Source organism: Weizmannia sp. CD-2023 (assembly GCF_036225245.1).
GTDB lineage: Bacteria > Bacillota > Bacilli > Bacillales > Bacillaceae_C > Weizmannia > Weizmannia faecalis.
The window spans coordinates 62,727-84,243 of record NZ_JARTJQ010000028.1 but is presented as its reverse complement, the minus strand read 5'-3'; the positions used below and the strand labels follow the sequence as shown (position 1 = coordinate 84,243).

Genomic DNA, 21,517 nt, shown 5'->3' with positions numbered 1-21,517 from the left:
AAGCGAACAAGTTTTCTATCTTTCCATAAGAAAGAACGGTAAGGATTTTCCCTACCGCTTTCAGGAACGGATGGACGTTATTTCACCGGGATTTCCAGGGCGTACCATTCTTCTTCAAGGCGTGCATTTTGCCCTTCCCATATTTTCTTCGCATCCTCAATTCCCTTATTATAGTAGTGTGCCGCAAGCTTTTCCTGAAAAAAGTCAAAATAAACCTGTGTGGCAATCACACCGATTTCTTCACCTGTCTGTTCCCAGACAAATTGCTGTATTTCCCGTAGAATCCGCTGCTTTTCCGCAGGGTCCATTTTGAATCCGGTCATGGGCGCCTCCGCCTTCATTTTTTCATTTCTTTTTTCATCTTTGCCTTCCGTATCATTGTATTAGCAAAATAAAACCCGATTGTCAATGAAGCTGCATCCACGATATATACCGGCCACGTGCGCGTATAGCCTTTATAAACGGAAGCGACAATGAGCGCAACCGTAAGGATCAGCCCAATCACCTGGTTAAACGTCACCCGCGAAAAAAAGATGACAAGAAAGCATGGAAAAACAGCGGCTACCACCAATTGAACGATCATCCTCACCCCACTCCAAGCCCTTTCTTCTGCTATCCCTATTTTTTAACATTCCGCCTGAAAATACAAGAAAAATCATTGAAAATGAATTATCTTTTGAATTCATTTTCAATGATTTCATCTGTAATGCCGCGCAACTGGCTCCGTTCGATAAATCGTTCTGCGAGCAGATCAGGCAAAATGGACGTTAAAAAGTATTGGACAGATGCAAGCCCCGAAAACCGCAAAATGGTCCGCAGCGATTCCTCGTAAATTTCCAGAAACAGCGGCTCCGGATTGCCTTTTTGAATTTCCCCAAAAGATTCATACAAAAGATCGACTTTGTCGGAAACGGATAATATTTTTCCTTCCAGCGTATCGTCCTTGCCTTCTTTGAACAAATCAAAATAAATTTCCCGGTATTCTTCCGGAAATACGCCGTTGATAAAGTTTTTCGTCATTTCTTCCTCGACCTGTTTGAACAACTCATGCAGCTCTTTTGAAGAATATTTGACCGGCGTTTTGATGTCGCCTGTAAACAGTTCCGGATAATCATGATTCAGCGCCTTTTGGTAGAGCGCGCGCCAGTCCACTTTATTGCCGGCTTTCTCTTCCACATGGCCGAAAAACTGGGCGATTTTTGCCACTTTAAAAGAATGGGCTGCCACCGAGTGTTCTTGGAATTTAAACTTGCCCGGGCAGCGGTAAATTTTTTCCAGGTCAGACAAACTTTTAAAATATTGGTGAACCCCCATCCTGCTTCCCTCCTTGCTGTCCGATTTTCTTTTCTCTATAGGATCGGGACTGGTTCTTTGATATTTCCACTATTCTAGAAAAAAATAAACCCAGCGTCAAGCAACTGGATTTAAAATCTACATGGTAAGGAAAAATGCCCCTGTAATGACGAGCAGAATCCCGAACCATTTTCTCTTGTTCATTTTTTCCGACAAAAAAAAGGAAGAGAGGATCAAGGTCCAAATATATGTAATGGAGGTTAATGGATATACAATCGTATACGGCATCATTTTCAGCAACTGAATATTCAGCAATGCCCCTAATACATAGAAAACACCGCCAATGCCAAGATTCAAAATGAAAAATCCGCTCAGCTTCAATCCTCTGGAAGTGCATTTTTTGAAAAAGAAGCCCCCCAATGACCCTAACAGCGTCATGCATAGAAGAAGTACAAGTTTAATCAGCATCCCCGCCCCCTATCAGCGCTGCCCCTGCAAAAATGATGCAAGTGCCGATGATTTTTAAAGGCGTCATATGTTCTCCCAAAAAAATGCTCCCCAGGAAAAGGGAAAAAATATACCCCATACTTAAAAGCGGGTGAAGGACAGAAAGATCCCCGAAACGAAACGCAACTATCATCAGCAATGCGCCGCAAAAATAGAGAAAGAAGCCGGTCACAAAGTATGCATCCAAAAAATGCCCGGACATTTTCCACAGCATCTGTCCGACAGAGGTGGAAAATGCCGCAAGCATAATCAGCAAAATGCCCGTTTTATTTTTACGGATCGATTGAAAAATAGAATTACCCATGGCTATCACGCTTTCTGCTTGTTAATGTTGCAAGGAAGAAAAACGGCACCGCCAGTAAAAAGTTTGGAAAAAAGTAGCGGATGTCCTGGGCCGGAATCGCCGCGAACATGGAACCGAGATTTAAAAACATCGGAACAGCCGCGAGCACAAACCGCCAGTTTCCTTTTAAAATGGCAGTAAACAAAAACAAAAGGATGAGATACAAATAGAACGCCGGCATCATAAGCACACGGAGCATCCCTTGTGAAAATGTCTGATTGATTTGCGTAATGCGCGACGAAAGTTTTGTATTCGCCAGATCTGATCCATAATCTTTATAATAGAACCATTTATAATGAACATGATATTTTTGCACATTCTTTTGGGTCATAAAATAAACGGGACGGTACTTCTCAAAATCCTTGTTCCGGAAAATCGGGCGGCGCAACTCTTCGCCGGAAATATACAGTTTCCACGAAAGCTTTTCCTGATCGTAAAAAGCTTCCAAAGCAAGTTTTGGATTTTGCCGGCATAGCGCGAACCACGTACTGAAAAAGGCTTTTTTATGGGATTTAATATACGCACGGTCAAAGTGCGGCGTAAACTTTATCCGATCAACGTCTGTCGGCTGATAATATTTTCTCCAATCCGGAATCGGCATCACCTGATTGATCACGGCTCTTTGGGCAGGCGTTATATGCCCGTTTTCCTTCACAATTCGTCCAATCTGCTGGTAAAGAATGGAATACGATTCCGTTTCATCAGCCGGAAGCACTTTGTAATGCTTGTAAACCGGGCCTGTCACAATTAGGAACGTAATGACCGCAAGCGCGAAAACGCCATACATATACAAATACCGTTTTCGCAGGAAAAAAAGAAAAATAACAATCGTTGCAAGTAACACCGGCCAGCCGTTATGCCGGTAAAAAATGACACCGCAAACGGATAAGTACAAAAACAACAAATGGGAGAACGACCGCAGCCATTTGCCGTTCGAATCAATGATCTGAATCAGCATAACCGTAAACGCCAGCAGAAAATAACTGAACAACGTATCTTTCCAAATCACGACAGAATAAAGCGGGATAAGCGGCAAAAAGCAGAAAAACGCATACCCCAGCCATAAAACCGGCTTTTTGATCCTTAATTTTTCAAATACATAAAAGACGTATCCGGTAATCAGCGCTGTCAAGATGAACTGGAAAATCACATATGATGCCGGCGTATCCCATATGTGGGCCGTAAACTTAATGAGCCATGTCATCACAGCAGGATGCCAGTCATTGTAAAAAGTGGAGTGCGCCTGCTGCCACTGATTGACAGAATCAGCCATTAAAATGCCCGGATAAAAAGCCCAGAAGTACAGAAGGGAGATCAATAAAGGCAGGATTGAAAAATAAAGAATATGCCTCCTGGGAACATCCCCTTCTGCCCGGCTCTCTGTTAAAGAATACAGTATTTTGACCGCCAGCAGCATGGCAAATAGCAAAAACACAATCGTTGCAAGATAAATAAGGCAGTTTATCAAAAAGGGCTGGTGCGCCAGATGCTGCTGCGGCCCTTTTAAGGCAAATGTGACAATGACCGAGAGCACAAGGAAAAAAAGAAAAGAACCCCATTTTAAAGGGCGCTTCATCCGGCCAATATTCCAAAAAATGGCACCGTATGCCAGAAAGCTACCGGCCAGCGCGAAAAAAACCGGATACCAGCCGGGCACGCTTTTAAAAGAATAAGAAAAAAGCAGAAAACCGGGCCCTACCAAGATGCCGATCACTAAACTAAGTACCGCCTGCATGGTCTTTTGATGCGCAAACATTACCTGCTCCATTCCTTTTCTCTTTTTAATTCTTCGTAGACGGTGTGAAGCTCCATTTCATATTGCTTACGGGAGTGGCTGACAACCGTATCCAGAATGAGCGCACTGGCAAAAGAAAGCATGGCCATCAGGACAAGACCGACTGCCAGGATCGCTGACGGTACTTTTGTAATGTAATGGGTGTGGAAAAATTCCACAATAACCGGCACGCCCGCTACGAGCCCGAGAATAAGCAAAATGACTGCCCAAAATGTGAAAAATAGCATCGGTTTGTAATCTTTAAAAAGGGTAAAAATCGTTTTGATTACCTTCAGGCCGTCAGAAAAAGTGTTGAGTTTTGACTCGCTCCCTTCCGGACGATCGCGGTAGTCAATGGGAATTTCTTTGATTTTAAATCCTTTATCGAGCGAATGGATGCTCATCTCCGTTTCAATTTCAAAACCTTTGCTTACCACAGGAAAAGAACGTACAAACAAGCGGTTAAATGCACGGTATCCCGTCATAATATCCTGGATATTGCTTTTGTAAAGCTTGTTGATTAAACTTCTTACCAAATTGTTTCCCAGGTTATGAAAAGCCCGTTTATTTTCTTTTTCGTAAGTGCCGTTTGACAGCCTGTCCCCAATGGTCATATCGGCTTCGCCTGTTTTTAAAGGCTCTAACAATTGATGTACAAATTCAGCAGGATACGTATCATCCCCGTCTACCATTACATAGTAATCTGCATCAATTTCAAAGAACATGGCTCTTACGACATTGCCTTTTCCCTGGCGCGGTTCTTTTTTTACAATGGCCCCGTTTTCCCGGGCAATTTCATATGTACGATCCGTTGAATTATTATCATAAACATATATGTCCGCGTCAGGCAACTCTCTCTTAAAGTCCCGGATCACCTTTGCAATCGTCAGTTCTTCGTTATAACAAGGAACCAAGACGGCTGTTTTCATTGTTGCTCCTCCAAATCATTACTGATTTTATCATTCGCCATACAGTACTGAACTATTATAGCACGAGGAGAAATTTTAGTGAAAGAGTGTTTCAGGATTTTTCCGGATTTGCCGGGACCTTTTTTCCGTTTTGTTGCCATGGTTCCGCTCACCGGGTACACGAAAAGAACACGCTTCGTGAACGTGCTTTTTTTTGTGCATTTCAGGCTCAAGAAAACAGAAATGTCAGCTGCACGGTTGCCCTCTCAGCTGAACTTGAATGGAAAATGTGCTTTCCTTCACCTGTCAAGCGATGGAAAGGATTAGCCGAACCGTCCTGAAATATAGTCTTCTGTCTGCTTCGATGCAGGATTTGTAAACATTTTGGTTGTTTCAGCGAATTCCACCACCCTGCCATTCAAAAAGAAAGCGGTATGTCCGGACACGCGCATCGCCTGCTGCATATTATGGGTGACGATGATGATTGTGTATTGCGCCTTCAACTCAAGGATCAACTCCTCAATTTTTGCGGCCGATACCGGATCAAGCGCCGATGCCGGTTCGTCCATTAAAATAATACCCGGTTCAACCGCGAGCACCCTTGCAAGCACAAGCCTTTGCTGCTGCCCGCCGGAAAGCCCCGCGGCAGATGTATGAAGGCGGTCTTTCACTTCATCCCACAGCGCAGCCTGAAGCAAACATCTTTCTACCATTTCATCAAGCACATGCCGGTTTTTAACGCCGTGGATGCGCGGTCCGTACGCGACATTATCGTAAATGGACATCGGAAACGGATTCGGGCGCTGGAAGACCATGCCGACCTTTTTTCTTAATTGGACAACATCCGTTTTCGGCGCATAAATATTTTCGTCTCCAATCGTAACATGGCCTTCCATTCGGAAACCGGGGATGTTGTCATTCATTCGGTTCAACGTCCTTAAAAACGTGGATTTTCCGCATCCGGACGGGCCGATCAGTGCTGTTACATGCTTTTTTGGAAATGCCAGATTGATATCGTAAAGGGCCTGGAAGTTTTTATAAAACACATTTACATGCTCGGCACGGATAGCCGTTTGGTTGTCTGCCCGTTTTTCCAATACTGTTGCCATTTTGCATTTCTCCTTTTCCACCAGGATTTAGCCAAAAAAGCCGGATAAGTAATCCCTTGTTTGTTGTTTTTCCGGTTTAGTAAACATTTTCGTCGTGTCCCCCGCTTCGATCAGTGCACCCATGTAAAAGAAGGCAGTTTTGTCAGAAATGCGGGCGGCCTGCTGCAAATTGTGCGTGACAATGGCAACGGTATAATCTTTTTTCAGTTCGAGCATCAGTTCCTCAATTTTACCGGTTGAGACCGGATCGAGCGCCGATGCTGGTTCATCAAGAAGCAGGACATCCGGGTTCATGGCGAGCGCCCTTGCGATACAAAGCCGCTGCTGTTGGCCGCCTGATAGGGCAAGCGCGGACGTATGCAGGCGGTCCTTCACTTCATCCCATAATGTAGCTTTTTTTAAGCTTTCTTCGACAATTTCTTCCAGCCATGCTTTTTTCTTCACGCCATGGTGCTTTGGGCCGAACGCGACATTTTCAAAAACCGATTTTGCGAACGGATTCGGGCGCTGGAACACCATGCCGATATGCTTTCGGATTTCAAAAACGTCCGCGCACGAAAGGGTGATGTCGGCTCCTTTATAAAAAATCCCGCCGGACATCCTGCAGCCTGCAATTTCATCATTCATGCGGTTCAGGCTCCGCAAAAAGGTGGATTTTCCGCATCCGGACGGGCCGATTAATGCCGTCACCTGATGTTCGGGAAACGCGAGGCTAACATTTTGGATCGCTGCTTTTTCCCCGTAAAAAACACTTAAATTTTTGGTTTCGATGATAATGTTCTGTGCTTCCGGCATCTGCCCAGGGATTTCAACCGCGGGTAGCACTATTTTTTCATTCCGTGCCAGCATCGATACTGCCATGGGTCATTCCTCCTTTTATTGTGAAATGATTCAGGTGGATCTGTTTTTTGTCTTGGCTAAGTTGTTAGTTTTTGAACATCCCCACTTATCCGGTTGCGAAGCTGTTGCTTTTAAGCCTGCCATGCACCAATTTGGAAGCAGGCACGGCACGTTTCCAAATGGATACGGCGCCTTCATTGCAACGTCATCCGGTTGTGGAGCCATTTGCCGATAAACCTTGCTGAAAAATTAAAGATGAGCACAAAAAGGATCAGCACTGCGGACGCGCCGCTTGATACGGATGCGGCATCCGGCATGAGGCCTTCACCGTTGATTTTCCAAATATGCACAGCCAATGTTTCAGCCGGGCGGAGCGGGTTCAGCGGAGAATTCATGCTGAACGGGTTCCAGTTTGAAAAATCAAGATTCGGCGAGCTCATGCCTGCTGTATAAATAAGGGCTGCTGCTTCGCCGAAAACGCGCCCGGAGGCCAAAATAATCCCGGTGATGATCCCCGGCAACGCAGCCGGCAGCAGCACCGATTGAATCGTTTCCCATCTTGACACCCCAAGTGCAAGGCCTGCTTCCCGCTGCGCTGGCGAAATGGCACGGAGTGAATCTTCCACGACCCGGACCAGCAGCGGCAAATTGAAAAGCGCCAATGCAAACGCGCCGGACAAAATCGAAAATCCCCAGCCCATCGACAGGACAAAGAACAGAAAACCAAACAGCCCGACCACAATAGACGGAAGCGAAGACAACACTTCAATCGCCGTCCGGAGCAAATCCGTCAGCCGGTTTTTCCGTGCATACTCTGCCATATAAATGCCTGCGCCAAGTGCGATTGGCATGCTGATCGCCATTGTCAGCACGAGTAAATAAAAGGAATTGAACAACTGCGGCCCGATTCCCCCGCCTTCTTTAAAGGCTTGGGGAGGGGACGAAATGAATGACAAGCTGACGTGCGGCAGCCCTTTTACAAGAATGTATCCGACGAGCCCCGCAAGAATGGCGACGATAAACATGGCAATGAAGTAAAGAACAGATGTTGCGATACGGTCTGCCATTTTTGTTTTCATGCTGCATCCCTCCTGCGGCCGATAAAACGGACGATGATGATAAAGACGAGCGACATGAGCAGCAGCACGAGCGCCAGCGTCCAAAGCGCGTTATTTTCCACGCTTCCCATCACGGTATTGCCCATGCCCATCGTTAAAATGCTTGTTAAAGTGGATGCCGGTTCGAACAATGAACGGGGCATCACCGTTGCGTTGCCAATCACCATCTGCACCGCGAGTGCTTCGCCGAATGCCCGGGCCATCCCGAAAATAACAGCCGTTAACAGGCCCGGCCGCGCCGTCCGCAGCACAACTTTGTAAGTCGTTTGCCAGCGCGTCGCCCCAAGTGCAAGCGAGGCTTCCCGGAGCGAATCGGGCACAGCCCGGATTGCATCCACCGACAGACTCATCACAGTCGGCAAAATCATGACCGCAAGCACAATAGTTCCTGCCGCAATGCCAAAGCCGCTTCCTGATATATGTTCACGAAGAAAAGGAACGACGACGCTTAATCCAATAAATCCGTAAACAACCGACGGAATGCCTACAAGCAATTCGATGACCGGCTGCAACATTTTTTGCCCCCGTTTAGCGGAAATTTCCGTCATAAATACAGCCCCGCCGATTGCAAGCGGCGCACAGACGATAGCGGCAAGAAATGTGACGGCAAAGGAACCGGTTATCATAGGCAAAGCCCCCGCAACCGGGTTTCCGGCAGCATCCTTTTTGCCCGGGTTCCAGTCTTTTCCAGTGAAAAATTCTAGGACACTGGCATGATGTTCAAAGAAAAGGGCAAGCCCTTTTGTTGCGACAAAAATAAAAATCGATGCGGCAACAACCGCCATCAAAGCAATGCAAATCAGTGTCATCATTTTCCCGCGCCGTTCTATTTTGATTTTCGAACGCGGCTTAGCTTTATTTTTGACAACCTGTTCTGTCCATTTGAGTGCATTTTCACTCACGTTGTTCAAATCCCCTTCCGGTTACGGTTTCTAAAAACGGGCATGGTTGCCGCTTTGATTTCCGGATGAATTTCTACTTTGCGAGCAACCTGCTTTGCCCGCTCGGCTGTTTGTGCTTTTACACGGTCTATCCTTTTCAGTTGCGGTTTTGAAAAAAGAGCATGGTTGCCGCTTGTTTGTCGAACTCATTTTGTTTTCGAACAACCTATTTTACCCGCTCGGCTGCTTGTGCTTTTACTTGGTCTATCCCTTTCAGTTGCGGTTTTGAAAAACGGGCATGGTTGCCACTTTGATTGCCGAACTCATTTCTGCCTTGCGAGCAACCTATTTTACCCGCTCGGCTGCTTGTGCTTTTACATGGTCTATCCTTTTCAGTTGCGGTTTTGAAAAACGGGCATGGTTGCCGCTTTGATTGCCGAACTCATTTCTGCTTTGCGAGCAACCCGCTCTGCCCGCTTGGCTGCTTGTGCTTTTACATGGTCTATCCTTTTCAGTTGCGGTTTTCAAAAAAGGACAAGACAAGCAGAAATGTGCCGCCGGACGTGCCCCGGATAACCGGAAACCGTATCGTTCTGGCGATCATTCTGCTGCTTGCATCAGTTCAGAGCTCCGCAAAGTTTTAAATCCACTTTATTTTGTTGTAACGTTTCCGCTTGCATCCCGTTCAACTTGCATTTCAGAAATAGGCATGTACCCGAGTTTCGGAACGAAGTTTTTTTGCACTTCATCCGAAAGCATGTAATCTATAAACTTTTTCGTTAAGCCTTTTGCCTTTCCTTTTGTGTACATATGTTCATAAGCCCAAATTTTCCATTTGTTTGTTTTGACGTTCTCTTCTGTCGGTTCAACGCCGTCCACTTTTAAAGCTTTGACTTTATTGTTCATATAAGAGAATGCGAGATAGCTGATAGCCCCCGGTGTTTCGTTGACAATTTTTTGCACAGTACCCGAAGAGTCCTGTTCCTGCGCCTTCACTGCAGTAGCGCCATCTAAAGCCTGTTTTTCAAAGACGGCCCGTGTGCCAGATCCTTCCGCACGATTGATCACAACGATTTTCAGGTCTTTTCCGCCGACTTCTTTCCAGTTTTTAATTTTTCCAGTGAAAATGCCGATCAGCTGCTGTTTTGTCAGGTTATCGACGCCGATATCCTGATTTGCAACCGGCGCAAATCCGACAACCGCAACTTTATGGTCCGTAATTTTGCTTGCGTCAATGCCGTCTTTTTCCTCGGCAAAAACGTCAGAATTCCCGATTTGGACAGCGCCTTCCGCAACTTTGCTCAATCCAGTTCCGCTGCCGCCGCCCTGTACGTTAATGGTTGCTTCAGGATGATCATTCATATATTGTGTCGCGGCTTCCTGCACAAGCGGCTGGAGTGCGGTTGAACCGACAGCCGTGATGCTTTCCTGTTTTGCGCCCTTGCCGGATACTGTCGTCTCTTTTGTGTTCCCGCACCCGGCTGCAATCACTGCGAAAATCGTGAATAAGCCAAATACCGCTGCAAACTTTTTCTTCATTTTTTTGCCCCCTGTTTTTTATTGGCTTGCTCCTTGCACTTTTAAAGATAATCGTGCGGTATTAAGCAGATATGAATGGAATGTTAAGAGTTTGTAAAGATGATAGAACCAGGTGTAAGATTTTAAAGGGTGATTGTCACATTTTAGGCAAAAACATAAAAAATAGAAGAAACCGGTTTGTTTATAATAGAAGTAACAGAGGCTGAACGGAGGTATAAAATTGAAATCGGTCGTGATCATTGGCGGGGGCATTACGGGCCTTACCGCATTGTACGAGCTTCATAAACAGATTGAAAAAACAGGGGCACAGGTATCCTTGGCCCTTGTGGAAGAAAATCCGGAAGCCGGCGGAAAGCTCCGTACCGTCCGGAAAGAGGGTTTTATTATGGAAACGGGCGCGGATTCGATCGTTGCCCGCAAAAAAGGGGTAGCCGGGTTTTTGAAAGAACTTGGGCTTGAAAACCGGATCCGCCACAATGCTACCGGCATCTCGTATCTTTACCGGGAAGATGGGTTAAAACCGATTCCGCGAGAGGCAGTGTTTGGCATTCCGGCAAGTTTGGATGCCCTTTTTGGCAGCGAACTTGTTTCAACGAAAGGGAAACTGGCAGCGCTGAAAGATTTGTTTACGAAAAACCATTCTTTTACAAAAGACAGTTCAGCCGGAGAATTTTTGGAGGCTTTTTTCGGCAAAGAACTGGTGGAGAAACAAATTGCGCCGGTGCTGTCCGGCGTTTACTCCGGCAATTTGTATGAACTGACATTGGCGACAACAATGCCGTTTCTTGTCGATTATAAAAATCGGTATGGCAGCATTATGAAGGGTTTGTCCGAACATAAGCAAACTTTCTTGTCTCCTGAGAAGAAAAAATTTGTATCGTTTAAAAACGGTTTGTCCGAACTGGCTAGCCGCCTCGAGGAAAAGGCAGCGGGTGCTGACATTATAAAAGGGGTAAAAGCAGTTGCGCTTGAACGGCACGAAAAAGGCTATACTGTTGTATTGTCGGACGAGCGCAGGCTTAAAGCAGATGTGGTGGTGCTTGCCGTACCGCATGCTGCAGCGAAGAAACTGCTTGCGAACCCTGCTTTGGATGAGGAATGGGATCAGTTTAAGGCCGCTTCGGTGATCACCGTTTATCTTGGTTTTGACGTGCCGGATGCAGTCTTGCCGAAAGACGGGACAGGTTTTATTGTTTCCGGCGGAAGCGGGCTCGTTTGCAATGCCTGCACATGGACAAGCCGGAAATGGCCGCACACGTCGAAAAATGGACGCCTGCTGTTGCGCTTGTTTTATAAAGACGCGGATGCCGCACTGTTTAACCGGCTGAATGCGATGGATCAGGAGGGCCTGATTGAAACGGCGCTGAAAGATGTGCGGCAGGCGCTCGGGATAAGTGCACAGCCAGTGGCAGCGGAAGTGACAAAATGGCTGGGCAAGATGCCGAAGTACGATTTGCACCACCGTCAGAGGGTAGAAGCGCTAACCAAAAAGCTATCAGCAAGCGACCCGGACGTGGTGCTCGCCGGTTGCTCTTACTACGGCGTCGGCATCGCCGATTGCATCGTGAATGGAAAAGAAACGGCGGGAAAGGTAATGGAAAAACTAAGGGAGCAGGGCAGTTTAAATGTGTAAATCATGTATTGCCGAATGGACAAAATTTGCAGTTCGCCCCCTTTTGTCCTTCATCCCGCTTATGAAGGACATTTCGGTCCGCAGCTCTTGCTTTTTTGTCTTTCATCCCGCTTATGAACACCTCCCATATCCGCAAAAAGCAACAGGCCGGGCACTTTTAAACAGCGTCCGGCCTGGTTTGCGTCCGTGGCAGGGTGACTATAAAGGTGCTGCCTTTTCCTTCCTCGCTTTCCACTCGGATCTTGCCATGGTACGATTCAACAAGATGCTTAACGATTGCAAGACCGAGCCCGGTGCCGCCGGACTGCCTTGACCGGGCTTTATCGACCCGGTAAAACCGTTCAAAGATGCGCGGCAAATCCCTTTCAGAAATGCCAATGCCTGTATCGCTTACAATCAAGTCCAGTTCATTTTCCCTTTCGATCAGGCTGATTTCAATCCTGCCTTTATCCGGCGTATAGGCAATCGCGTTCGTTACCAAATTCAACAGGATTTGGCGGAGACGGTCTTTGTCTGCTTCCATCATGACGTGCCGCTTTTGTGGCAGGACAAGTTCCAGCTGTTTCTTTTCTATTCTCTTCCGCATCGTTTGGGCGGTCTCTGCGACAACATCCACCACATTGAGCTGTTCCATTTTCAACGGAATGCGGTGCTGCTCGATCCTGGACAAATCGAGAATGTCGGAAATGAGCCGGTGCAGCCGGTCAGACTCGTCATAGATGATCTTTAAAAATTCCCTGAGTGTCGCTTCATCATACATGGCACCGTCCAGAAGCGTTTCCGCAAACCCTTTGACAGAGGTGACAGGCGTTTTCAATTCGTGGGAGACATTTGCAACAAACTCGCTGCGGATCTGCTCAAGTCGTCTCGTTTCTGTTACGTCGTGCAGGACCGCCACAACGCCGCGCAGCTCTCCGCTCTCCCCGACATATGGCGCAATATGGGCATCGAGAATGCGCTCTTTCGGGTAATAAAGATGGACCTCGTCCCGAAACCGTTCACCCGTTTTTAATGAACGATCGATCAGCTGGCTGAGCCCGAAACTTTTTCCCGCTTCGATATGGCGCTTTCCAATCAATTCGCCGGACGACAAACCCGTCATTTCTTCCATTGCCCGGTTCACGAGCATGATCCGCCCCGATGTCTGAATAAGCATGACCCCGCTGTCCATATTTTCCAATACGGCGGTCAGCTGCTGCTCGTTTTCATCAATCTCGTTCATTTGCTGCTTTAAGTTATGGGCAAGATTATTAATGGCTTTTGTCAGCTGCCGCAATTCCCCGCTTGCATTGACACGGACACGGCTGTCATAATCTTTTTCAATCAGGCGGTTGCTAACCTCAATGCTCGCTTCAATCGGGCGCGTAAATTTCCGTGCCAGCACATAGCTGATCCAGCCGGAAATGAGGAAGGCCACCGCCATTGCAAGCCCGAGGCTGAACCACAATCCTTTTAGCACAGCATCAATCCGGTTAAGCGCAATGGAGGTCCGGATGACTGCGATAACTTTCCCATTTTCTTTTACCGGATTTGCGACATACATCATATTGTACCCGAGCGTATGGCTTGAGCGGATGGACTCACCGCTTGCTTTATGCTGCCTTATAACCTGCCTGAATTCCGGTCGGTTTGCGTGATTTTCCATCTTTGCCGGATCATCGTCCGAATCTGCGAGCACTTTCCCGTTTGTATCAATGATGGTAATACGCGGTTCGTGGTTGGAATAATAATGCCGGACTTTTCCTTGCAGTACATCCGGCTTGTCTTTGAATGTTTGCGGACGGATCGTTTTCATCAGTAGATCTGCATCCTGGGAAAGCTGCGTGCGCGCCATGTCCATATATGTATGTTGAATCATATCAGCAACGAAAAAGCCGATGGCCAGCAATACGGCGGCCAAAATCGATAAAAATGCAATAAAAATGCGGATCCATAATTTATTCATTGCATAGCCCTTTCCTGCTACATCACTTCCATTTTATAGCCAAAACCCCTGACTGTTTTAATATATTGCGGCTGTTTCGTATCTTCTTCCATTTTTTCGCGAAGGTGGCTGATGTGTACGTCGACGATTCTTGTATCACCCGCAAAATCGAAATTCCAAACAGCATTAAGCAGCTGGTCGCGACTTAACACTTTTCCTGCATGGTTTGCCAAATACAAAAGCAATTCGAATTCTTTCGGGGTCAGCTCCAGTTTTTTCTCTTTAAAATAGGCTTCGAATTGTTCCGGTAAAATGCGCAGGTCGCCCACTTTTATCGCCTCAGCGGTTTCTTCTTCTGTTTTTGTTTCTGCCCGCCGCAGGATCGCTTTCACACGTGCCACCACTTCCCGCGGGCTGAACGGTTTTGTAATATAGTCGTCTGCCCCGAGTTCAAGGCCGAGAATTTTATCCAGTTCATCGCTTTTGGCTGTCAGCATTAAAATGGGCGTATTGATTTTCCCAAGCCGCAGCTGCTTGCAAACGTCCATGCCGTCCATGCCCGGAAGCATCAGATCGAGAATAATGACATCAAGTTTTTCTCTCCTCGCTGTATCATATCCCTCGTTTCCGTCACTGGCAGTCAGCACTTCAAAACCGGCTTGCTCGAGATTGAATTTTAAAAGGGTCACAATGGATGGTTCATCATCCACAACCAAAATTTTTTTAGCCATCTGTTATAGCCCCGCTCCCCGACTTGTTTTTCTTCATTGTATCGTGCCTGCTTTTCCATTGTAAAGCCGGATTTCAAGCATTCCGCGCGCGGCCGGAAAATATGTAAATGTTAAGCGTACATTTGGATGAGAAATACTGCCAGAACGGCAATAAGATTCGGCAATCCGAACAGGAAAAAAAGCATCGTCAGGCTGAATCTTGATTGGTGATGTTCTTTTGTTTCAGAAAAATAGTTAGCCCGTGTCTCCATGCCGCCCACAAACGCCCCCATCGTGATGCCGGAGAAAACAATCCCAATTGCTGCCGCTATCCCGCAGATCCAATAGGTTTTTGAAAAATCCCTGGTAAACAGCCCTGCAATGATGCCAGCCGCAGCAATGATCATTCCGGTTATAACAGCATATGCCTTCAATTTTTGCCCCCTCCTTTTCTTTATTGTTATATTCAGCCTCCGTCATAAAATGTCCTGCTTTTAAGACGTCTCTTGTTGCGTGTTTTTTAAATCTCCTTCCCACACGCAGAGAGTTTTGATTGAAAGATTCCTACCATTTTGTTATATTAAAAATGATCGTTAAAAGATAAAGCATGGACGCCCGGCTTCGAATATTGCGTATTGTCACCCTGCCGGCCCGGGGATGTCCGGCTGGCAAAATGGATGGATATAAACGCAACGCTAGACGGATAATGATTAACATATAGGAAAAAGGTGATCTGGAAAATGGCATTTGTAATTACCCAACCGTGCATCGGCGAAAAAGCGGCCGAATGCGTGGATGTATGCCCCGTGGATTGTATTGCCGAGGGGGAAGACCAGTACTTTATCGACCCGGATATTTGCATCGATTGCGGCGCTTGCCAGGCAGTTTGTCCGGTAGAAGCCATCTATCATGAAGAAGAACTGGAAGAAGAGGATATGGCCTTCCTGGAAAAAGCCCGCAAATTTTATTCAGAGTAAAAATAACCCCCGCACCATATGCGGGGGTTATTTTTAAAACCGGGCGTTGGCACGGCTTAATCAATCGCATTCCGGACTTCTTTCACCATTTCGGATACGGAGACGAGCCCGCCGCCGGAAAGGTACCAGTAGCCCGGGTCAAGGTAAACGATATGTTTGTTCTTGTAAGCATTCGTTTTCTTGACGAGGTCGTTTTCGATGATGCTCTTGGCATTTCCGCCCTGCCCGATGGCTGCATCACGGTCAATGACAAACAAATAGTCCGGATTGGTTTTCATGATATATTCAAATGACACATTCTGCCCGTGAATGGATGCTTTGATGTGTTTGTCCGCAGCCGGCACACCGAATACGTCGTGAATGATGCCAAATCGCGAACCCGGCCCGAACGCGCTCACTTTTCCGCCGGTCGTCAGGACAATCAACGCTTTGCCGTTCACTTTTTCCGCTTTTGCATGCAGGCTGTTGATTGAATCATCAATATCGGCCAATTGCTTTTTCACGGCATTTTCTTTATTGAAAATTTTGCCGAGCGTTTCCATATTCTGTTTAAAGGAATCCATATACTTCGTTGGATCCAGCCCCATATAAACCGTCGGGGCAATTTTCTTAAATTCCTTGTAGTTGTCCCGCTGCCTGCCGGAAATGATGATCAGGTCCGGATGGATTTCACTGATCTTGTCAAAATCCGGTTCCATGACGCCGCCGACATTTTCATACTTGCTGCTTTTGTATTTTTTCAAATATGACGGAAGATTGTCCTGCGGCACACCTGTCACTTTAATGCCCAACTTATCCATCGAATCCAGCACACCAAAGTCAAACACGACGACTTTCTTTGGGTTTTCCGTGACTTTCGTGGTTCCAAGTTCATGCTTTACAGTTATTTTCTTTGATGAGGCACTGCTACCCCCGGCGCTTTCTTTCGTTCCGCACCCGGCAGCAAATACTGCTAACAACAAAATCATGACTCCAGCTAAATAGCGCTTTCTCATCTCAAATCCCCTTTTCATCCGTAATATAAGCAAAACTTATTTTGACAGTAATCCTGAATTTGAATATCCATATCGTAAATTTCCTTTAAAACAGAAGGGCGAATGATGTCATCCGTTTTTCCCTGTTTTACGATTTTCCCGTCTTTCATCGCCACAATGTAATCCGAATAAAACGAGGCGAAATTAATGTCGTGAATGACAATTAAAACGGTTTTGCCCAGCTCATCGGCAAGCTTGCGCAACACTTTCATAATCTGGACCGAATGTTTCATGTCAAGATTATTTAACGGTTCATCAAGCAAAATATACTCCGTGTTCTGGGCCATAACCATTGCGATGTAAGCGCGCTGCCGTTGCCCGCCGCTCAGTTCATCAAGGTACTGGTTCTCGTATTCTTCCAATTCCATATAGGCAATCGCTTGATCAATCATTTTTTGATCCGCATCCGTGAGCCGCCCTTCTGAATGCGGAAAGCGCCCGAATGCGACAAGTTCCCTTACTGTCAGCCGGATGTTCATATGATTGGACTGCTTCAGGATGGATATTTTTTTCGCCAGCTTTTTACTGTTTGTACGGCTGACGGCCTCCCCGTCTATGTATACATCCCCTTCATCCGAAAATTCAAGCCGGCTGATGATCGAAAGCAGGGTGCTTTTCCCGGCACCATTTGGCCCGATAAAAGAAGTGATTTTTCCTTTTGGAATTTTAACAGACACATGGTCAATGACCTTCTTGCTCCCGTAGCTTTTTAAGACATTCATCACATTTACCATGCGCGACTCTCCTTTAAAAGTAAGTAAATAAAATAGATGCCCCCGGCAAAATTGATGATGACGCTGAGCGGAACAGAGAACTGGAAGACTCTTTCCACAAGCAACTGCCCTCCTGTCAGGAAGACGACGCTGATCAGCATTGCACCCGGTATAAGGATTGTATGCCGGTATGTATCAAAAAATTGATAAGCGACGTTGACAACGAGCAGGCCAAGGAATGTGATCGGCCCGACCAACGCTGTCGAGACGGAGACAAGGATGACGACAATCAAAAGCAGATGCCGCACTACCCGGTTATAATCGACACCAAGGTTGACCGCCTGATCCCGCCCGAGCAGCATCACATCCATAAACTTGGCAAAACGCAAATAATACAACCCGCACAATACAACAAGCACAAAAGAAACCCACAGCAAATGGACATTCACATTGTTGAAGCTGGCAAACATTTTATCCTGCAGCACCTGAAACTCATTCGGATCGATCAGCATTTGCATAAAAGAAGTGAAACTGCCGAATAAAGTGCCAAAAATCATCCCGATCAATAGCAGAAAATACATATTTTGCCTGCCCCGGCGAAGAATCAAATGGAACAAAACGGCAGAAAACAGCACCATCGCCACAAGTGAAACCACAAAATTGACATGGTTCTGCATCATCGTTAGCGTTTTGGCCCCCATTGCAAAAACGACCGCCGTCTGGATCATGAGATAAAGGGAATCCAGCCCGAGCACGTTCGGCGTTAAAATGCGGTTGTTCGTAATCGTCTGAAAAATAAGGCTTGAAAAGGCAATCGCACAGCCGGTCAGAATGATGGCGAAAATTTTCCGGATTCTTGACGGGATAATATAGTTGAAATCCCAGTAAGACCCGATGCAAATATACGCTGCTATGAGGCCCGCTGCGATTGCGGCAAGCATAAGCAGTTTTGAACGACTATGCATAAGCGTGTCTCCTCAGCAGCAAATATACAAAAATGCCACTCCCGATGATGCCGGCTGTTAAACTGATCGGCACTTCATATGGATAAATGACAAGGCGCCCCAAAATATCGCAAAATAGCAGGAACACTGCCCCAAGCAGCGCCGTCACCGTAATGCTTTTTTTCATATGGTCGCCGCGGTAAATGGACACAATATTTGGAATAATTAAGCCCAGAAACGGGATGGTGCCGACTGTCAGTACAGTTGCCGAAGTAATCAGCGCGACAAGGGCAAGGCCGATATTGACCACCTGCTTGTAATTCAGGCCAAGGTTTTTGGCAAAATCTTCCCCCATGCCGGCGACCGTAAACCGGTTTGCGAACACATACGCGACCAAAACGGCGGGAACTGCTAAATAAAGCATCTCGTACTTCCCTTTCAGCACGCCTGAAAAATCGCCTTGCAGCCATGAGGACAGGCTCTGGATTAAATCGAATTTATACGCAAAGAAAGTCGATACAGAGCTTACGATATTGCCAAACATCAGCCCGACAAGCGGGATGAAAATTGTATCGTTCCATTTAATCCGGCCCAGTATTTTCATGAACAGCAAGGTGCCAGCCAGTGCAAAGCAAAAAGCAACCGCAATTTTGATCAGCGGGCTTGCCGCCGAAAACAGAATGATCGCAACCAAAATGCCGAGCCGGGCACAGTCCATCGTGCCGGCTGTCGTCGGGGAGACAAATTTATTTCTCGTCAACTGCTGCATCACAAGGCCGCAGATGCTCATGCCCATGCCTGCAATGATGATGCTGATCAGACGCGGCAGGCGGCTTGCCAGCAAAATTTCCGTCTGCTCCCTGCTTAAATGGAGCATATCCGCCGGTCTGATATTTTCTGCGCCGATGAAAATTGAAATGATGGACAGGACGGCAAGCAGGGGCACTAAATATCTTTTTTTCATTCCATTCGTACTCCCCCGTTTCTTTTGTCAGCTCGTTGTAATTGATTTTCATTATCAATTATAATTATATTGATAGTGAGAATCATTGTCAATTAAGTTTTCAATATTTTTAACGTGTTTTCCATAGAAAACAGGTTTTGAATTTTGACAGATAGAATTGCAAGGATCATAGTCAACGAAAAACGCAACCGGCCTTTTGAAATCGCCTCCGTACGAGATGGTCAGTGACAAACGCAATTGTGGTTACGATGTGTCGATGAAAAAAGCGGCGGGACCTCCTTTTGGAAGTTTCCGCCGCTTTCTATTTTCCGGTCATCCCGCCTGGTCCGGATCCCAGTTGATGTTATTTTCTACGGTCAATATGCCAAGTTCATGATGCTCGCCTTCATAAAGCGCGCCCTGGGCAAAGCGCATTTCCCCGTTCGTATCGATGACTTCAAGTTTGCAATAAGCCGGGCTTTTCTGTAGGGCACGGTAAAATTCATCCGTATTGCGAACGGGCTCGCCGTTGCATTTGGAAATCACTTCACCGATGGAAAGCCCCATTTTCTCCGCTTTTGAACCCGGTATGATCCCTAAAACGATCATGCCGTTGTTCTGCTGTGTAAAATAATACGGTGCGTTGTTTTCACGCATCCGGTGGCGAATGGAGATCCATGCTCTCGCGACAATGGCAAAAACGGCTGCTGCTGCAGGAAAATAAGGAAAATAGAGCCCTGCTGCTCCGATTGCGGTCGTCATGATGCCCGCCCAAATAACCCAGGTCCCGATCCGCTTCAATGCAGATTGCGGTAAAGTGCTCTGGATTTGGTGCTGGAAACCGATTAAAAACGGGACAAGCACCAGTGAAAACGTATGTCCACCCCAGTTCACAACAGGCCACCATGAAGCGGTGACCGAAAGCGGGCCTGCGGGCAGAAAACAAACGACCGGCACAAGCCAGAGTTTTTTGGCCACAAATGCACCGACATTCAAACCGCGCCGGCTTTTCCGCAGTTTCGGGGAAACATGCTTCGTGCCGCTTGTCCTCAGCAGCACGCCTTCCGCTAACAAAAGAAGACCTGCTAAAATGGAGAGCCCGGCAACCATCGCATCGGTTGTGCCGCTCATCCAATCCGGCAGTTGAACCGGCAGCCATGTGAAAACAAAAAACAGGAGTACCGGTATGACCAAGGTAAATGCCGGTGAGAGAAACCGGAATTGGCCTACGAGCGAAAATAAAATCGTCGCAGCCGCCACCGCAGCAAGAACAGGCCATGACACTTCAACCCCCGCCGCCACTGAGAGAGCGGAAAGGATCAACCCGCATATGAGCCCGGCAGGAAATAAAGACCGCAGTTCAAGCGATCCTTTATAAATCCTGATATGAAAATCGTTTCTTTCCCGCTTCACTCTTGCCGCACCAGAAACGAGCGCGAGCAACAGCGCATAATAGAATATCGGATGGAGAAAAAATCTTCCGATGCCTTTTAACACTTCAATGAGCCAAATCTGTTCCAACCGAAACACCATCCCCCGCACGTACCTATTTGTAGTATTATTTTAGCAGATTTTGGCGAAAAGCGCTTCGAAATTCCGGATTTTGTATGTGTCAAGTTTTTCAGCGATAGGGATATGTACCAAGTTTTTCGCGACAGGGGTTTAAAATCGGGTATTCTAAGACGCTCTTTTTGTACACTTTTGGCTACCGCGCTATGCTTGCTTTCCTGGCTCAGGAGGAAGCTGCCCCGAAGTGACGTAATATTTCTGTATAAAGATGGATAACAGGGGTGTTAATGCGCGCGAAATCCACTCGCTTTTCGTGGGCGGCCGGCGAGCCTCCTCGCTCGTGCCTCGCTGCGGGGATGGACTTCAAAGAGTTCCGGAGGACAGTTCAAAGGGGCATAACTAGACGCGCCCTATGTGAAGGAAGAGTCTCGTTTTTGCTTGCTTTCTTAACGTAGACGGACTCTATGTGAAGAAAGGCCTTCTTTTTCCCGCGCTTCCTTAACATAGGGCTTGCTAAATAAGTAAAATTCCTAGATTTGGCAAGGATGCTGACAGCTTTGGCAAAAATTTAAATACAAGGGGATTATAAAAATCCAAAGAAAAGCTTGCACTTGAAAACTGATTCAATGTATAGAAAAGACATAATCGCATTTTCGAAGTTCTTCTAGAGCTTACTGACAAAGTGGGGACAAACGCAGAAGCGGATTCGTTCAGCAAGCCCTTATGCCATCCAACTGTCAAATAAGTATCCTACACAAATTAAGAGAATTGCAAAAAGGAAGTGGACCTTTTTTCGTTTATTCCTGTTCTTTCTAAAA

Annotated in this window: 22 protein-coding genes; 2 read left to right on the top strand and 20 right to left on the bottom strand. The window is 46.7% G+C overall.

Annotated elements, in window-relative coordinates; all coding sequences use genetic code 11:
- Positions 1–77 precede the first annotated feature (77 nt).
- From P9687_RS03700 to P9687_RS03645, 12 genes are all read right to left on the bottom strand, one after another.
- Entirely contained in the window at positions 78–323 is a 246-nt protein-coding gene (locus tag P9687_RS03700) for a DUF2164 domain-containing protein (protein ID WP_104851287.1), read from the bottom strand.
- A 14-nt stretch (positions 324–337) separates the two neighbouring features.
- Positions 338–583, bottom strand: coding sequence for a CsbA family protein (locus P9687_RS03695; protein WP_104851286.1), 246 nt, complete (start codon positions 581–583; stop codon positions 338–340).
- Positions 584–669: 86 nt separating this feature from the next.
- Positions 670–1,314, bottom strand: coding sequence for an HD domain-containing protein (locus tag P9687_RS03690; protein ID WP_014095841.1), 645 nt, complete (start codon positions 1,312–1,314; stop codon positions 670–672).
- 117 nt (positions 1,315–1,431) lie between these two features.
- The gene (locus P9687_RS03685; RefSeq protein WP_233896728.1) at positions 1,432–1,731 is read right to left on the bottom strand and encodes an EamA family transporter; all 300 of its coding nucleotides are present in this window, start codon (positions 1,729–1,731) and stop codon (positions 1,432–1,434) included.
- A gap of 19 nt (positions 1,732–1,750) precedes the next feature.
- Entirely contained in the window at positions 1,751–2,104 is a 354-nt protein-coding gene (locus P9687_RS03680) for a DMT family transporter (RefSeq protein ID WP_014095843.1), read from the bottom strand.
- The gene (locus P9687_RS03675; protein WP_035189111.1) at positions 2,097–3,911 is read right to left on the bottom strand and encodes a DUF6020 family protein; all 1,815 of its coding nucleotides are present in this window, start codon (positions 3,909–3,911) and stop codon (positions 2,097–2,099) included. Before P9687_RS03675 ends, P9687_RS03680 begins: the two co-directional genes overlap by 8 nt.
- Positions 3,899–4,846, bottom strand: a complete 948-nt coding sequence (locus P9687_RS03670; RefSeq protein ID WP_026684180.1) for a glycosyltransferase family 2 protein — start codon at positions 4,844–4,846, stop codon at positions 3,899–3,901. The genes P9687_RS03675 and P9687_RS03670 overlap by 13 nt, the downstream gene beginning before the upstream one ends.
- A gap of 302 nt (positions 4,847–5,148) precedes the next feature.
- Positions 5,149–5,934 (bottom strand): phosphate ABC transporter ATP-binding protein PstB, encoded by a 786-nt coding sequence (pstB, locus tag P9687_RS03665; RefSeq protein WP_035182176.1) that lies wholly within the window; start codon positions 5,932–5,934, stop codon positions 5,149–5,151.
- Between the two features lie 27 nt (positions 5,935–5,961).
- Positions 5,962–6,795, bottom strand: coding sequence for a phosphate ABC transporter ATP-binding protein PstB (pstB, locus tag P9687_RS03660; protein WP_429892609.1), 834 nt, complete (start codon positions 6,793–6,795; stop codon positions 5,962–5,964).
- 173 nt (positions 6,796–6,968) lie between these two features.
- Entirely contained in the window at positions 6,969–7,853 is an 885-nt protein-coding gene (gene pstA / locus P9687_RS03655) for a phosphate ABC transporter permease PstA (RefSeq protein ID WP_061577188.1), read from the bottom strand.
- On the bottom strand, positions 7,850–8,704 hold the full coding sequence (gene pstC, locus P9687_RS03650) for a phosphate ABC transporter permease subunit PstC (RefSeq protein ID WP_235601115.1): 855 nt from the start codon (positions 8,702–8,704) through the stop codon (positions 7,850–7,852). The genes pstA and pstC overlap by 4 nt, the downstream gene beginning before the upstream one ends.
- Before the next feature lie 720 nt (positions 8,705–9,424).
- Positions 9,425–10,312: a phosphate ABC transporter substrate-binding protein gene (locus tag P9687_RS03645; RefSeq protein ID WP_014095851.1), complete on the bottom strand. Its 888-nt coding sequence runs from the start codon at positions 10,310–10,312 to the stop codon at positions 9,425–9,427.
- 220 nt (positions 10,313–10,532) lie between these two features.
- Here P9687_RS03645 and hemG point away from each other — a divergent pair, with 220 nt between their 5' ends.
- On the top strand, positions 10,533–11,945 hold the full coding sequence (gene hemG, locus P9687_RS03640) for a protoporphyrinogen oxidase (RefSeq protein ID WP_035189108.1): 1,413 nt from the start codon (positions 10,533–10,535) through the stop codon (positions 11,943–11,945).
- A gap of 157 nt (positions 11,946–12,102) precedes the next feature.
- Here hemG and pnpS read toward each other — a convergent pair whose 3' ends face one another.
- The 3 genes from pnpS to P9687_RS03625 form a co-directional block, all read right to left on the bottom strand.
- Positions 12,103–13,890 carry a two-component system histidine kinase PnpS gene (gene pnpS / locus P9687_RS03635; RefSeq protein WP_061577190.1) on the bottom strand — a complete coding sequence of 596 codons (1,788 nt, stop codon included), beginning with the start codon at positions 13,888–13,890 and terminating at the stop codon, positions 12,103–12,105.
- Between the two features lie 17 nt (positions 13,891–13,907).
- Complete coding sequence (locus P9687_RS03630) at positions 13,908–14,600, bottom strand: response regulator transcription factor (protein WP_061577191.1); 693 nt, start codon at positions 14,598–14,600, stop codon at positions 13,908–13,910.
- Positions 14,601–14,710: 110 nt separating this feature from the next.
- On the bottom strand, positions 14,711–15,013 hold the full coding sequence (locus tag P9687_RS03625) for a DUF5316 domain-containing protein (RefSeq protein WP_014095855.1): 303 nt from the start codon (positions 15,011–15,013) through the stop codon (positions 14,711–14,713).
- A 306-nt stretch (positions 15,014–15,319) separates the two neighbouring features.
- Between P9687_RS03625 and P9687_RS03620 the strand changes: the two genes are divergently transcribed.
- Positions 15,320–15,556, top strand: coding sequence for an indolepyruvate ferredoxin oxidoreductase subunit alpha (locus P9687_RS03620; RefSeq protein ID WP_026104642.1), 237 nt, complete (start codon positions 15,320–15,322; stop codon positions 15,554–15,556).
- Positions 15,557–15,612: 56 nt separating this feature from the next.
- On the opposite strand, the gene P9687_RS03615 is transcribed toward P9687_RS03620, so the two are convergent.
- The 5 genes from P9687_RS03615 to P9687_RS03595 all read right to left on the bottom strand — a co-directional run bounded on the left by P9687_RS03615 (position 15,613) and on the right by P9687_RS03595 (position 20,720).
- Positions 15,613–16,551 carry a siderophore ABC transporter substrate-binding protein gene (locus tag P9687_RS03615; protein ID WP_026104641.1) on the bottom strand — a complete coding sequence of 313 codons (939 nt, stop codon included), beginning with the start codon at positions 16,549–16,551 and terminating at the stop codon, positions 15,613–15,615.
- Positions 16,552–16,565: 14 nt separating this feature from the next.
- A complete protein-coding gene (locus P9687_RS03610; protein WP_026684167.1) occupies positions 16,566–17,324 on the bottom strand; it encodes an iron ABC transporter ATP-binding protein in 759 nt (252 codons plus the stop codon).
- Positions 17,318–18,268, bottom strand: a complete 951-nt coding sequence (locus tag P9687_RS03605; RefSeq protein WP_035182199.1) for an iron chelate uptake ABC transporter family permease subunit — start codon at positions 18,266–18,268, stop codon at positions 17,318–17,320. The genes P9687_RS03610 and P9687_RS03605 overlap by 7 nt, the downstream gene beginning before the upstream one ends.
- On the bottom strand, positions 18,261–19,211 hold the full coding sequence (locus tag P9687_RS03600) for an ABC transporter permease (protein WP_035182202.1): 951 nt from the start codon (positions 19,209–19,211) through the stop codon (positions 18,261–18,263). The genes P9687_RS03605 and P9687_RS03600 overlap by 8 nt, the downstream gene beginning before the upstream one ends.
- A gap of 312 nt (positions 19,212–19,523) precedes the next feature.
- Positions 19,524–20,720, bottom strand: a complete 1,197-nt coding sequence (locus P9687_RS03595; RefSeq protein ID WP_235801682.1) for a PDZ domain-containing protein — start codon at positions 20,718–20,720, stop codon at positions 19,524–19,526.
- Positions 20,721–21,517: the final 797 nt, after the last annotated feature.

Bases quoted from the DNA above. Each gene is read 5' to 3' on its own strand.
- P9687_RS03610 (WP_026684167.1), bottom strand. From the start codon at position 17,324: ATGGTAAATGTGATGAATGTCTTAAAAAGCTACGGGAGCAAGAAGGTC.
- pstC (WP_235601115.1), bottom strand. From the start codon at position 8,704: ATGATGACACTGATTTGCATTGCTTTGATGGCGGTTGTTGCCGCATCG.
- P9687_RS03630 (WP_061577191.1), bottom strand. From the start codon at position 14,600: ATGGCTAAAAAAATTTTGGTTGTGGATGATGAACCATCCATTGTGACC.
- P9687_RS03685 (WP_233896728.1), bottom strand. From the start codon at position 1,731: ATGACGCTGTTAGGGTCATTGGGGGGCTTCTTTTTCAAAAAATGCACT.
- pnpS (WP_061577190.1), bottom strand. From the start codon at position 13,890: ATGAATAAATTATGGATCCGCATTTTTATTGCATTTTTATCGATTTTG.
- P9687_RS03670 (WP_026684180.1), bottom strand. From the start codon at position 4,846: ATGAAAACAGCCGTCTTGGTTCCTTGTTATAACGAAGAACTGACGATT.
- P9687_RS03680 (WP_014095843.1), bottom strand. From the start codon at position 2,104: ATGGGTAATTCTATTTTTCAATCGATCCGTAAAAATAAAACGGGCATT.
- P9687_RS03620 (WP_026104642.1), top strand. From the start codon at position 15,320: ATGGCATTTGTAATTACCCAACCGTGCATCGGCGAAAAAGCGGCCGAA.
- P9687_RS03605 (WP_035182199.1), bottom strand. From the start codon at position 18,268: ATGCATAGTCGTTCAAAACTGCTTATGCTTGCCGCAATCGCAGCGGGC.
- P9687_RS03675 (WP_035189111.1), bottom strand. From the start codon at position 3,911: ATGGAGCAGGTAATGTTTGCGCATCAAAAGACCATGCAGGCGGTACTT.
- P9687_RS03600 (WP_035182202.1), bottom strand. From the start codon at position 19,211: ATGAAAAAAAGATATTTAGTGCCCCTGCTTGCCGTCCTGTCCATCATT.
- P9687_RS03700 (WP_104851287.1), bottom strand. From the start codon at position 323: ATGACCGGATTCAAAATGGACCCTGCGGAAAAGCAGCGGATTCTACGG.
- P9687_RS03645 (WP_014095851.1), bottom strand. From the start codon at position 10,312: ATGAAGAAAAAGTTTGCAGCGGTATTTGGCTTATTCACGATTTTCGCA.
- P9687_RS03690 (WP_014095841.1), bottom strand. From the start codon at position 1,314: ATGGGGGTTCACCAATATTTTAAAAGTTTGTCTGACCTGGAAAAAATT.
- pstB (WP_035182176.1), bottom strand. From the start codon at position 5,934: ATGGCAACAGTATTGGAAAAACGGGCAGACAACCAAACGGCTATCCGT.
- pstB (WP_429892609.1), bottom strand. From the start codon at position 6,795: ATGGCAGTATCGATGCTGGCACGGAATGAAAAAATAGTGCTACCCGCG.
- P9687_RS03615 (WP_026104641.1), bottom strand. From the start codon at position 16,551: ATGAGAAAGCGCTATTTAGCTGGAGTCATGATTTTGTTGTTAGCAGTA.
- P9687_RS03695 (WP_104851286.1), bottom strand. From the start codon at position 583: ATGATCGTTCAATTGGTGGTAGCCGCTGTTTTTCCATGCTTTCTTGTC.
- pstA (WP_061577188.1), bottom strand. From the start codon at position 7,853: ATGAAAACAAAAATGGCAGACCGTATCGCAACATCTGTTCTTTACTTC.